The sequence below is a fragment of the Parasegetibacter sp. NRK P23 genome (assembly GCF_023721715.1).
Lineage (GTDB): Bacteria > Bacteroidota > Bacteroidia > Chitinophagales > Chitinophagaceae > Parasegetibacter.
Genome location: NZ_JAMDLG010000001.1, coordinates 3147946 through 3161505, shown reverse-complemented (window position 1 = coordinate 3161505; position 13560 = coordinate 3147946). Strand labels below are relative to the sequence as shown.

Below are 13560 nucleotides of genomic sequence, written 5' to 3'. Positions count from 1 at the left end.
ACTATGAAAAAGAATATAAAATTGTTATTGACCGCATGCACAGTGGCTGCGGCTATAGGCCTGGGCTCTTGTACAAAATTTCTTGACAGGGCACCAGAGTCGATCATCTCGGAAGATGACGCCTATAAAAATTTTATCGCTTTTCAGGGTTTTACAGAGGAACTGTACCACTGTATTCCTGATTTTACGAACGCTTACTGGACCAACTCCTGGAACTGGGGAGAAGATGAGATACAGTCTACTTCAAGGGATTTCCACTTTATCGTGAAAATCGATAATGGTGATTTCTGGGGATGGCAATCTCAGTTCGATGGATGGCAGGCCGGATGGATGGACAGAAACAATACGAGTACCAACGATGACCGTTTTGCAAAGTCGCTCTGGAAGCTTGGTTGGTACGGCATCAGGAAAGCGAATATGGGATTGGAGAATATTGATAAACTCACTGAAGGTACCCAGGAAGAACGTGATCTGATTAAAGGGCAATTGCTGTTTTTCAGAGGGTGGTTTCATTTTATGTTCATGCAATATTTCGGTGGACTGCCATATATTGATTATGTGTTACCGGCAGACGAAAAGCTAACGCTTCCGCGCCTGAAATACCATGAGTGTGCGGATAAGGCTGCCGCTGATTTCAGGGAAGCCGCAAACCTGTTGCCGCTTAACTGGGATAATACCGTAGTAGGTAAAAGAACGGTTGGTAAAAACCAATTACGCATTAATAAAATCATGGCGCTGGGATACCTCGGTAAAAATTACCTATGGGCAGGAAGTCCGCTCATGAACAAGGAGTCTACCGGAAGCGAAAGCTACAATGCAGAATATTGCAAGAAAGCCGCTGATGCTTTTGCTGAACTGTTGCAATTTTGCGAATCCGGTGAAGCGACCTACAGCCTCCTGCCGTTCGCGCAATACTCGACTAACTTTTACACTACTGGTCAGAACTGGGCGATGCCCGGAGGAACAGAGGCTATTTTCAGAGGCCCTTACTTCGGCGCTCACGGGTCTACCTACGGTACCGCAAGGCAATATGCGCCTTCGCCCATCCTGATTGATGGCGACGTTAAATTCCTGCCTACTTCCAACTATGTGAATTATTATGGAATGGCGAATGGTCTCCCCATTAAAAACATTACCCAGGCTGATCCGGAATCAGGGTATGATCCGCAATATCCCTGGAAAGGAAGGGACCCCCGCTTTTATAATGACATTGTTTTTGATGGCGTGAAATGCGTTCAGGGTAGTATTCCATCTGCTCAGGAAGAAGGAAACAGGTACGCTAATCTTTACACAGGAGGTAGTTACAGGAATATTTCTACCGGTAGCCGCACAGGATATCTGTTGTACAAGTTTATTCCGCGTACCGCAAATAAATTTGACAATGGCGACAGTTACGATAAGAGTCTGAACATTCACCTGCCATACATGCGCCTTGCCGATATCTACCTGATGTACGCTGAAGCGGCTGCGATGGGATATGGATCACCTTCTGGGAAAACGCCTTCTTATTCCCGTACCGCCATTGATGCCATCAATGTGCTGCGCGACAGGGCCGGAGTAGCGCATGTGCATGCGAAGTTTACAGCTTCCCTGGATGTATTTCTCGAAGAAGTAAGGCGCGAACGTGCTGTTGAGCTTGCTTTCGAAGGTCACCGTTTCAACGACCTCCGTCGCTGGATGTTGCTGATTAAGAGTCCATATACATTGAAAAAGTCTGTGGAGTTTGACCGGGCCGGACCAATCAATACAACGGATCCTACTGCCAACAGAGTACTCAACCTGCGCGAAGTAACCATTCTTGAAAGGAAATACACAGAAAAACACTACTGGCTTCCCTTGAAAAACGCCGATGCCAATATGTACCTCGAGTTCCGTCAAAACCCGGGATGGTAACCGTTGCTATTATATCATACTGTAATGATTAAAGAATTGATAATGAAATATTTTAAATTAACAATATTGTTCTGCGCGCTTATCGCCTTGCTCCCGGCGGTCCCAAAAGCGCAGAATGCGCCGAAGGTCAATATAAAAGCTATTGTTTACGGCGCGGACAATAAGCCGCTCAAAGGCGCACTGGTTACCAGCACTGAAAAGGGACATATTGAAGTGGTTACGGATGAAACAGGGACATTTACCCTGGAGGCACCGCTGGATGCGTCATTAAAAATTGAGGCTCCTGGCTACACAACAAAATACCTTGCCGCAAGCGCAGATTTGACGCAGGTGGTGATGGAAGAAGATAAGGATGGTGGAATGATTCCGGTTGCTTTTCGGAAAATAAACCGGAAAGACGCTTTCGGAGATGTTGCCGTGGTGAATGTAGAGGAACTGCTGAAGAAAAACTATTTTACGTATAGCCTGGATGGGATGGACGCCCTCGCCCCTGGCTTTAATGGCAACAGTACATGGGCAATGGGCAGTTACCTTTTGTTGATTGATGGAGTTCCCCGTGAAGCCGGTAATGTAATGCCGACTGAAATTGAACACATCACTTTTTTGAAAGGCGTAAATGCCGTGGCGCTTTATGGTAGCCGTGCCGCCAAAGGTGCGGTGCTGATTACCACCAAGAGGGGCAAGGCTAATGACAGAAGGGTGGATTTTCGTGTCAACTCCGGCGTGCATACTCCAAAGCGTTATCCCAAATATCTCGGGTCTGCAGAATGGATGACACTTTACAATGAAGCGTTCATTAACGATGGCAGGTTGGTGCCTGGCACGGATATACCGCACGATGAAGAAGAAATTTACAACCATGCCTCGGGAAGAAATCCATACAGGTATCCTAATGTTGATTATTATTCAGATGAATTCCTGAAAAAGGCGTACTCCAGGCACGACGCAACAATGGAAATCTCCGGCGGTAATGATAAAGCCAGGTACTATACCAATATCGGTTTCAATACTTCTGGTTCTTTGCTGAACTTCGGAGAGGCCATTAAAAACGACAGGTCCGATCGCCTGAATCTCCGCGGAAATATTGATGTAAACCTCAACGAATACCTGAGCTTTAACGTGGACGCCACAGCCATATTCTATACCGGAAGAGGAGTGAACGCCGATTATTGGGGAAGTGCGGCAACCTTGAGGCCACACCGGTTTGCGCCCCTAGTCCCAATCGAATTTATCGAAGAAACGGATGAAGCGTCTTTGCTCTTCGTAAGAAACAGCAACTATGTTATTGACGGGAAATACCTGCTGGGTGGAACCCAGCTTGATCAGACCAATCCCTTCGCCGCAATTTATGCGGGAGGAAATAATAAGTATACCAGCCGGCAGTTTCAATTCAATACAGGTGTGAATGCGGATCTCCGGAATGTGTTAAAAGGGCTTTCCTTTAATTCCCAGATCGCGATAGACTATAATACTTCATATAACCTGTCTTTCAATAATAGTTACGCGGTATACAGGGCTGATTGGAATACTTACTCCGGCACCGACCTGATCAGCAGCTTGCAGAAGTTCAATGAAGACCAGAAAAGTGGCGTTCAGAATGTGAGCAATTCCTGGTACAGGCAAACCATTGCGGCCAACGCGTATTTCAATTATAAAAACACTTTTTCCGGCAAGCACAATGTATCCGCTATTGCTGCGGTAAATGGTTTCCAGATATCTGAATCAGCTATTTACCACAGGATAAGCAATGCTAACCTCGGTTTCCAGGCGGGTTATAATTATGCACAGAAATATTACTTCGATTTCAGCGGCGCGCTGATCCATTCCGCGAGGTTGCCTGAAGGACAGCGGAAAGCATTTTCTCCCACAGTGTCCCTCGGATGGAGGCTCAGTGAAGAGCAGTTCCTGTCAGGTTCAGGTTTTGTAAACGACCTGAGACTTACGGCATCAGCAGGCATTCTGCATACCGATCTTGATATTGCTGATTATTATTTGTACGAAGGTATTTACACCGTTAACGGCTCATGGTATGGCTGGAAAGACGGTACCGGCATTCAGGCCACCGAGTCCCGCCGGGGGGCCAACCCGATACTTTCGTTCCCCAAGAGAGAGGAGTTGAGTGTAGGATTGGAAGGTTCCTTTTTGAACAATACCTTGAAACTAGGAGGTAATTTCTTTGTGAATACCATGTCGGGCAATGTTATCCAGGCAGCGGTGCTGTATCCTTCTTATTTTACTACCGGATGGCCTGTTTCATCTTTTACGCCTTATGTTAACTACAACAATGATAAACGTACCGGCTTCGATTTTAACGCAAGTTTCAGCAAGCGTACCGGAGAAGTGGACTGGTCTGTTGGCGTGAATGGCATGTATTATGCCACCAAGGCCACAAGACGTGCTGAAATACCTGCAGAAGAAAACCTCAGGAGAGCAGGAAGACCCCTGGATGGAATATGGGGGCTACAGAATGAAGGTTTTTTTATGGATGACGCAGATATAGCCGCATCCCCAAATCATTTGGGACAGGTAATGCCTGGAGACATCAAGTACAAGGATCAGAATGGCGATGGCCTGATAGATAGCCGGGATGAAGTATATCTTGGCCGCGGAGGTTGGTTTGGCGCACCGCTCACCACGGGCGTTCATATATCCGCCAAATGGAAAAATCTTTCACTCTTTGCATTGGGGGTTGGACGTTTTGGCGCTTACGCCATGAAGAACAGTTCTTACTTCTGGGTGAACGGTGAAGATAAATATTCAGAGGTGGTAAGAAACCGCTGGACAGAAGGAACAAAGCATACTGCTACTTTTCCACGGTTAACCACAGGTGCGGGAGACAATAACTTCCGTTCCTCAGATTTCTGGCTTTACAACACCAATCGCTTCGACCTTGGAAAGGTGCAGATTTCCTATGATATGACCGGTCTCCTTAAAAGCAAGGCTTTTGTGAGAGAACTGGGCGTATATGTGAGCGGCTTCAATTTGCTTACCATCTCTCCTGAAAGAGAAGTGTTGGAAATGAATGTTGGTAGCGCACCGCAAACACGTTTGTATAACCTGGGCTTAAAGGCGTTGTTCTAGCCCGGGAAGTAGTAATTATTAAAATGAGAAGAATGAACAAGATATTATCTATACTCCTTGCCGCGGTTGTGTTGCTTTCTGGGTGTAAGGATCTTATTGAGCCTGCAATAGAAAACAACCGGCAGCTTGATCCTGCGGATTACGTTCCGGGCGATGCAAGATTTCCGTTTGGTTTGCTGCTTAACGGGTACAATCGTCTTCCAACAAATGGATGGTCATTTAATGATGTGGCCACCGACGATGCCGTAAGTAACGATCCCAATAATGGATACCTGAAGATCGCTTTAGGGCAGTGGACCGCTACCAATAATCCTGCAAGCCAATGGAACAATAGTTTCGCTGCCATTCAGTACATGAATATTGCACTGGAAGAAATAGAAAAGGCAAAACTGGCAGCCGATCCTGTTGTAAGCGATTTGTATAAAAAAAGGTTTAAAGCTGAAGCCCGTGGTTTAAGGGCGATATTCTTCTACCACTTGTTACAGAACCACGCGGGTGTTGCACAGGATGGTAAATTGCTTGGCGTGCCCTTACTTTTAAGTGTGCAGACGCCAGCTTCAGAGTTTAATATACCCCGTGCCACTTTTGAAGAGTGCATGCAACAAATATATACTGATCTGGACGCTGCCATAGAAGCATTGCCACTGGATTACGAAGATGTTGCAGGAACCGGGCAGATACCTTCTCATTATGGCAATATTACCGTATCACAATATAACCGTGTCTTCGGTTCAGCCTTTCGTGGTTTCTTTACAGCAAGAATAGCCCGGGCCATTAAAGCACAGGCTGCATTACTGGCGGCGAGCCCCGCATACAGTGCCGGTTCTACCACTACGTGGGCACAGGCTGCCAACTATGCCGGTGCTGTACTGGCGCTTAAGGGTGGCGTAGGTTCATTGGCAGCGAATGGCCTTACATGGTATTCCAATGCAAGTGAAATTACAGCGTTGAAAGATGGCGCCAATCCTCCGGAGATCTTATGGAGAAACAACTATGCGGACAACAGGGACCTGGAACAGGCCAACTTCCCGCCCACATTGTTTGGTAGCGGTAGAATAAATCCAACGCAGAATCTTGTAGATGCATTTCCTATGGCCAATGGATACCCTATTTCCGATCCCAACAGCGGTTACAATTCCAATGATCCTTATGCAGGAAGAGACCCCCGCCTCCGTACATTTATCCTCGTGAACGGTGGAACAGCGGGGCCGGCAAATACGGTAATTACTACAGCTGCAGATGGCCTTAGCAACGATGCCCTGAATAAAGTGGAAACATCCACAAGAACCGGATATTACCTTCGCAAACTGTTGCGCCAAGATGTAAACCTGAATCCCAATTCCGTAAACAATCAGCGTCATTACAAGCCGCATATCCGTTATACTGAAATCCTGCTTATGTATGCTGAAGCTGCAAATGAAGCCTGGGGCCCAACCGGCTTTGGTGAGCAAAGTTTCTCAGCTTACGATGTAATTAAAGCGATCAGAGGCAGGGCCGGAGTGGGCACCAATAACGGTGATCCATATCTCGAAGCCGCAAAAACAAGCAAGGAAACAATGAGGGCGCTTATCAGGAACGAGCGAAGGCTGGAACTTTGTTTCGAAGGATTCAGGTTCTGGGATCTCCGCCGCTGGAATGCTAACCTTACCGAAACCGCTAAAGGAATGAGCATCAGGAACGGAACCTATAGTATCATCAATGTGCAGGAAAGGCTGTTTGAAAGTTATATGAATTACGGCCCGATTCCACAAAGCGAAACACTCAAATTCAGCGCACTGCAACAAAATAAAGGCTGGCAATAACCAACCGCCTTCTTACAACATTAAAGATTGAACTTATGAAGAAGAGTTTGTTTTTCCTCGCGATGATAACTGTTGCAGTACTCTCCTGCAGCAAGAAAGTGGATCATCCCGACTTCGATTACCAAACCGTATATTTCGCCTATCAATACCCGGTTCGTACCATCACTTTCGGTGAGGATATCTTCAGCACCGAACTCGATAACCAAGGTAAATTTAAAATCATGGCCACTACCGGCGGCGTGTACTACAGCAAAAGAAATGTAACCGTTGACGTGGCCGTGGATGAAACCCTTCTTGGGAATGGCATGACGTTCACACCAGGCGGTAATGATGTGCTGCCTATGCCTTCAAAGTATTTTTCGCTTGCTTCCAATAAAATTGTTATCCCTGAGGGAGGGCTTTCAGGAGGCGTGGAAGTGCAATTGAGCAATGATTTCTTTGCGGACCCCAACGCCATCAGGAACTCCTATGTGATCCCGTTACGCATTACCGGTGTAAGCAATGCCGACTCTATACTTTCCAATAAAAACTTCGTGCTTTACGCGGTGAAGTATGTAAACGACTGGCACGGGAACTACCTGCGCAGGGGAAAGGATGTGGTTACCGGAAGTATGAACCAAACCATCGTAAGGCACAAACCTTACGTGGAACAGGATGAAGTGAACAAGCTATGGACCCGCTCCAGAACTGATGTGGAGTTTCCCCTGGTATTGAAAAACCAGTCCGGTGGAAACGTGAACTGCCCGCTGATCCTGAAGTTTGACGCCACAGGCAAATGCACCATCTCCGCCGCAAACAGCAGCTTTACCGCTTCAGGAACCGGAACCTTCGTGAAAAAAGGAGAAAAGAACAGTTGGGGAAGTAAGGACCGCGACGCGCTTTACCTCAGCTATGAAGTTAACCTGCCCGATATGAAAGTGGTATCCACCGATACGCTCGTGGCCAGGGACCGTGCGGTAACCATGGAAACCTTCACCCCTGTTAACAAGTAATAATAACTGCTATATGAATAAAATTTATAAAACGGCTTTAGGAGTTGCCGCCATGGTTATGGCCGCATCCTGTAGTAAATACGAGCCCCTCGGCTTCGAAGTGGACAAGCCGGAAAGTGTAGTGCTCCAGGAGGAAATTGACTCCTATGACGCGCTGTTGAGTTACATCAACCTTTCCGCTCATCCTAATTTTAAACTTGGCGCCGCACTTTCATTGTCTACCTACGTGAACAAAAGCGTCATGTACCGTCTCGCCAACCGGAACTTCAACGAAATCGTGATGGGCTGGGAAATGAAACATGGCGGCGTGGTACAACCCAACGGAAGTCTTGCGCTGGAAAATGTGTCGAACCTAATGGAAAAAGCGAAGGAGGCAGGCATGCCGGTTTTCGGGCATACCCTCTGCTGGCACGCCAACCAGAACGCCAGTTACCTGAACGGGCTGATTGCCCCGCTCAGGGTTACCGCTCCTTCTTTTCCTAACGGACTGAACCTGGCGGGTGCACAGGATGGCTCCTTCACCAACTGGACCAAAGCACACGCGGGAGCAGGCATCACCGTTGAAAATATGGGTATGGGCGCCGGTACAAAAGCGATTAAGCTCGTAGCTGCCGCAGGTTCCGCCGCCGCGCAGGACCTGCAGTTGATCACACCGGCCATTACGGTTGACCCCGCACATAAATATGAAGTGGTGTGCTATATTAAATCAGATATGCCCGGCGAAGGACGTATCGCTTTCGAAGGACTTACCAATAACGAGCCTTCCGTAGACTGGATGAAAACCGGAACCGCTTCAGCTACTTTCCAAACCAGTATCTCCTGGAAGGAAATCAGGTTCCAGGTCAGCGGGTTCACCGGTAATTCCATTAAACTGCATTTTGACCTTGGATACAAGCCGAATGTAACCTACTACATTGACATCAATAACTTGTACGTTTACGATACACAGGGGACACCGATTATCAGTAACCTGGTATCAAATGGTAATTTTGAAGCAGGCTCCGGATGGGGCGGATGGGGTGGAAGCTCTTCCAGGGGGATATCTGCCGATGGACTGGGTTTTGGTAACAAGGGAAAGGCTTTCTTTGTAACCAATCCTACTAAAGCTGCGAATTTTTGGGACGTTCAAACGGTATATAACTTTGCGGAAGCGCTGAAGAACGGTGAAACCTACAACCTGAGCTTCTGGGTGAAAGGAACAGCTGAAGGGATCATACGCCCGGAACTTCAAAGTTCCGACTACTCCTCCAACGGCTTCGGTCAGGTAGGCGTTACGAAAGAATGGAAGCAGGTGAATCTTTCTACTACAGCCACTAAGGCAGATAGAACACGCCTTATCTTTAGTTATGGTGAATATGCTGGAACCGTTTACATCGATGATGTTGTGCTTACCAGCTCAAAAGGCGGCGGCGGTGGAACCACCATTGTTGAAAAAACAAATGTTGAAAAACAACAGATCATCTCTTCCGCCCTCGAACATTGGATATCCGGTATGCAGGCCGTTACCAAATCCTATGTAAAAGCATGGGATGTGGTGAACGAACCGATGGATGATGGTAAGCCTTATGAACTGAAAACCGGCGTGGGAAGAACACTGAACACCGACGAATTCTACTGGCAGGATTACATGGGTAAGGATTACGCCGTGGAAGCCTTCAAAATGGCCAGGAAGTACGGCAATGCCACCGATATTCACTTCATTAACGATTACAATCTCGAATACAACCTCGACAAATGCCGCGGCATCATCGAATACGTAAAGTATATCGAAAGCAAAGGCGCCAAAGTAGATGGTATCGGTACGCAGATGCACATCGATATCAACTCCAATAAAACGAACATCGAAGAAATGTTCAAACTGCTTGCCGCCACTGGTAAATTGATCAAAGTATCTGAACTGGACATAGGCGTTGGCGTGAAAACACCCAATGCAACCGCTGAACATTATGCCAAACAGGCTGACATGTACAGGTTCGTGGTAGAAAAGTATTTCGAACATGTTCCCGCTGCCCAACGTTACGGCATCACCATGTGGAGCCCGTTAGACAGCCCCGCAAGCTCCAGCTGGAGAGCCGGTGAGCCCATTGGTTTGTGGACCGAAGGTTATGTACGGAAACCTGCTTACTCCGCTGTAGCGGAAGCTTTGAAAGCGAAGGCGAAATAATATAAAAACAACCTTAATCCTTAAACCGGCCGGTTGCGGTGAATACCGTAGCTGGCCGGTTTCTTTTGTATTGGAAACTAAAAAAGGAGAAGCATCTTCAAGATGACTTCTCCTTTCATTTTATCAGCAGGTTGATGTATGCTTCCGCTGAAGAATGAACTATTTGAATTACCTCGTTCCCGGCAACTCCGTTTTCGTTTTATTCAATACCGAAGTAACACTTGAAATAACGCCCGCGATATCTGAAAGGTCCGCAGGTACGATCATGGAGTTGTTCGTTTTGGCCAGCTTACCGAATTCCGTAAGGTATTGCTCAGCGATGCGGAGGTTTACGGCGTTCATGCCCCCTTCCTGGTTGATGGCCGTAGCGATTTCACGGATACCTACCGCGGTGGCGCGTGCGATCAGCTCAATTTCAGAAGCGGTACCACTGGCTTCGTTGATCTTTCTTTGTTTTTCCCCTTCGGAACGGGCGATCATTTCCTGTTTATCCCCTTCGGCCCGGTTGATCTTGGCCTGTTTGTCACCTTCAGATTCCGCGATCAATGCGCGTTTCTCTCTTTCGGCACGCATCTGCTTTTCCATGGCATCTTTGATGCTTTGGGGCGGCGAAATATTTTTCACTTCATAACGCGATACTTTGATGCCCCAGGAATCACTGGCCTTGTCTACGGCTTCCACAATGCCGCCGTTCACGGTTTCTCTTTCCTCGAAGGTTTTGTCGAGTTCCATTTTACCAATGATGCTGCGCATTGTGGTTTGGGAAATCTGTATCACCGCGAAGCGGTAGTTGTCGATGCCATACGAAGCTTTTTGCGGGTCGATCACCTGGAGGTAGAGGATGCCATCCACTTCTACCGCGATATTGTCTTTAGTAATACAAATTTGTGAAGCCACGTCAATGGCCTGTTCTTTCAGGTTCTGTTTGTACGCGATCTTGTCGATGAACGGAATCAGGATATGAAAGCCTGCTTCCAGGGAGCGGCTGTATTTACCGAGTCGTTCCACGATATAAACGGAGCGTTGCGGCACCACTTTAAAAGTGGACAGGAACGCGACAAACACAAATACGGCTAAAAGAATGAGGATAACTGTTGTTGCGGTCATATTGTTTGGGTTGATCTTACGATGAGAAGGATGCTTTTGTTGCCGGTGATGATGACGTTCTCGCCCGCGGCGATGGTGTCGTTGGAGGAAGCCTCCCAACTGGTGCCTCTGAAAGTTACTTTTCCGTTAGTTCCCGGCGTAATGGGTGTTTCCGCCTTTGCGGATTGTCCGATAAATTCATCTTCCAGCGCCTGGGGCGATTTTTTGCCCATGCCCAGTTTTGTTCTGATCCAGTTGCGGAACAGCAGTACGTTGAGCAGAGAACTTCCCAGGAAAATAATGAGTTGTGTGTTTAGGGAAATATCGGTGAACAGGGCGATAATAGCCACTATCCAGGCACCTGTACCAAAGAAGAACAGGATAAAGCCCGGAAGGGCGAATTCTAGTAGAAATAGCACCAGTCCGATAAAGAACCAGATCACGGCGATGTTTTGGAAAACTTCCATGGGTTTAGTTTGTGTACACTGCCGAATATAGGGGATTTTTACCGAACCGGGGGAAGGTTTGGATGAACGGAACTAAGCGCCCTTGCTAAAGATCAGGTTTGAGGAAGTTTTCAGCCGCAGGCGTTTCTTTATCCGGAGCATGGTCTGCACGATGTTCTTGCATGGCGCCGTGGTTACCCGGTACATGATCGTCTATAAACTCCGGGTTGGCATCAGGAGTTTTAATGTTAACGGGTAGTTTTTGAAGGTCCACTTTATTGGGAATGTCTTCCCGCTCTTTCTTTTCCATATACTATAGTTTGAATGGTGTTGTCCGGACTTATTTGTCCGCCTTCTTTTTGGGTACTTTCGCCCCGGCGTCTCTCGCTTCCGACAGTCCGATGGCTACGGCCTGTTTCCTGCTTGTGACCTTTTTGCCGCTGCCACTTTTCAGTGTTCCTTTTTTCATTTCATGAACGGCCCGCTCTACCTTTTCGGAAGCTTTGGCTGAATACTTTGCCATATCGGTTCATTTTGAATTAAAGTATAAAAGGGTTTTGGCGTTGACCAAAACCCTTTTTGTAGTTTCCCTTCGCCGGCATTATCCGGATCAGGTGGTATGGGTATGATCTCAGGCTTTTCAGCCACCCCTTACTACATGGTATAATGTGTAAAAAACATGCCGGAATGTTTACCGATAGGTATCTTGAAAGAGGTGTGAACAAATGCCCACACCTGTAAAAATCGCGACACGTTCAGGATGATTGTAAAAGATAACAGGTGAATGTACTGCCCACTTCAGGTGTGGTATCAACAGCAATCCAACCCTGGTGCGCCTGGGCGATCTTTTCTGAAAGACTTAAACCAATGCCAGTTCCCGCCGGGCGCGGATCGCGCGGATATTGAACGAACATATTAAAGATGCGGGGAATCTCCTCGGGCGGAATCCCTTGGCCGTTGTCTGAAACGGCGATGCGTGCGTATTTTTTTTCGCCCTCTGTTTCAAGTGCTATTTTTAAACTGATTGCGGGCGTTACAGATGGGCGCGAAAACTTTAAAGCATTGTCCAGCAGGTGATAGAGCAACTGCTCCACCATTTCTGGCGAGGCAAAAATTTCGGGAACAAGTTCAGTGGTAATAACCGCTTTCTTTTCTGTTGTCTTTTTCTGAAGTCTTTCAAGGGTTTTTTCTACAACCGGCGCCAGCGCGAAGATTTTCTTCTCCTTTAATACATTCCCGGCTTCTGCCAACTGTGTGAGGTCGTCCAGCAGAAGGTTCATCCTGGAAAGGGAGGATTGCATCCGCCGGAAATTCGCTTTGGAGCCATCACTCAGTTTCCGACCTTCCGATTTGATCACCAGTTCAAGCCCCGTGTAAATATTGCGTATCGGATGCTGTAATTCTGAGGTGGTGATGAGTGTGAACGCGGAAAGCTCGCGGGAAATCTTTTCAAGTTCACTGCATTTGTCGTTGAGATCGTCGTTCAGTTGCTTCAACTTATTTTCCGCGTCCATACGGTGCGATACATCGTGCATGATCACTACGGCGCCTTCAACCTGTTCCTCCAGGTTTTTCAGGGGCAAGGCATGGCTTTCATACGCGTTCCTGCTGGCCACATCACCTCCGGAGGAGAGGAATGCGGTTTCTCCTGATAGTGCCGTTTCTATGGCTTTGCGCAACTGCTCATCTTTTTCTGTAAACGGGAACAACGATAGAAGGGGGGCTCCTTTTGCCTTTTCAGTCGCAATACCGGTATCCCGGACCAGGGTGCTGTTCCATGATACCACCCGCCACTCCATGTCGATCGAGAAGATTTTATCCGACGTAGCATTGATGATCATTTCATAAACGGAAGGCGCATAGATCGAATAAGGTTGCATATCAACTGTTTAAGATTTACGAAATTAAATACTGATTAACTTTGACAAAATTTTTGTATTTCATTTTTGATTGACGTACTTTTAAACTACTTGCGGATTTTCGAACCCCGTCCCGCAAAGTTCATACATCATTATTCTTCCCAACCGTAATTTATGATTTGCATACTGCCGATCCTTTAGGGATATGGAGTGTATCGCTGTTTTCGTTTCCTGGAA

The 13560-nt window shown here is 47.2% G+C and carries 10 protein-coding genes and 1 riboswitch; of the genes, 5 read left to right on the top strand and 5 right to left on the bottom strand.

All coding sequences use genetic code 11. The features are described from left to right. Nucleotides 1-3 precede the first annotated feature (3 nt). Genes M4J38_RS12800 through M4J38_RS12780 form a run of 5 tightly spaced genes read left to right on the top strand, consistent with a single transcriptional unit; the run spans nt 4 to nt 9932 of the window. Nucleotides 4-1893 (top strand): RagB/SusD family nutrient uptake outer membrane protein, encoded by a 1890-nt coding sequence (locus M4J38_RS12800; protein WP_251760001.1) that lies wholly within the window; start codon nt 4-6, stop codon nt 1891-1893. A 42-nt stretch (nt 1894-1935) separates the two neighbouring features. Next, a complete protein-coding gene (locus M4J38_RS12795) occupies nt 1936-4974 on the top strand; it encodes a SusC/RagA family TonB-linked outer membrane protein (RefSeq protein WP_251760000.1) in 3039 nt (1012 codons plus the stop codon). Nucleotides 4975-5006: 32 nt separating this feature from the next. Continuing rightward, complete coding sequence (locus M4J38_RS12790; protein ID WP_251759999.1) at nt 5007-6776, top strand: RagB/SusD family nutrient uptake outer membrane protein; 1770 nt, start codon at nt 5007-5009, stop codon at nt 6774-6776. 35 nt (nt 6777-6811) lie between these two features. Next, a complete protein-coding gene (locus M4J38_RS12785) occupies nt 6812-7768 on the top strand; it encodes a DUF5627 domain-containing protein (RefSeq protein WP_251759998.1) in 957 nt (318 codons plus the stop codon). A 13-nt stretch (nt 7769-7781) separates the two neighbouring features. Beyond that, entirely contained in the window at nt 7782-9932 is a 2151-nt protein-coding gene (locus tag M4J38_RS12780) for an endo-1,4-beta-xylanase (RefSeq protein WP_251759997.1), read from the top strand. Between the two features lie 168 nt (nt 9933-10100). On the opposite strand, the gene M4J38_RS12775 is transcribed toward M4J38_RS12780, so the two are convergent. The 5 genes from M4J38_RS12775 to M4J38_RS12755 all read right to left on the bottom strand — a co-directional run bounded on the left by M4J38_RS12775 (nt 10101) and on the right by M4J38_RS12755 (nt 13344). Next, nucleotides 10101-11039 (bottom strand): SPFH domain-containing protein, encoded by a 939-nt coding sequence (locus M4J38_RS12775; protein ID WP_251759996.1) that lies wholly within the window; start codon nt 11037-11039, stop codon nt 10101-10103. Next, complete coding sequence (locus M4J38_RS12770; RefSeq protein ID WP_251759995.1) at nt 11036-11485, bottom strand: NfeD family protein; 450 nt, start codon at nt 11483-11485, stop codon at nt 11036-11038. The genes M4J38_RS12775 and M4J38_RS12770 overlap by 4 nt, the downstream gene beginning before the upstream one ends. A gap of 85 nt (nt 11486-11570) precedes the next feature. Beyond that, nucleotides 11571-11774, bottom strand: a complete 204-nt coding sequence (locus M4J38_RS12765; RefSeq protein ID WP_251759994.1) for a hypothetical protein — start codon at nt 11772-11774, stop codon at nt 11571-11573. Nucleotides 11775-11804: 30 nt separating this feature from the next. Beyond that, nucleotides 11805-11987 carry a DUF6496 domain-containing protein gene (locus tag M4J38_RS12760; protein WP_251759993.1) on the bottom strand — a complete coding sequence of 61 codons (183 nt, stop codon included), beginning with the start codon at nt 11985-11987 and terminating at the stop codon, nt 11805-11807. Between the two features lie 47 nt (nt 11988-12034). Next, nucleotides 12035-12126, bottom strand: a riboswitch (TPP riboswitch). Nucleotides 12127-12219: 93 nt separating this feature from the next. Next, the gene (locus tag M4J38_RS12755; RefSeq protein ID WP_251759992.1) at nt 12220-13344 is read right to left on the bottom strand and encodes an ATP-binding protein; all 1125 of its coding nucleotides are present in this window, start codon (nt 13342-13344) and stop codon (nt 12220-12222) included. Nucleotides 13345-13560: the final 216 nt, after the last annotated feature.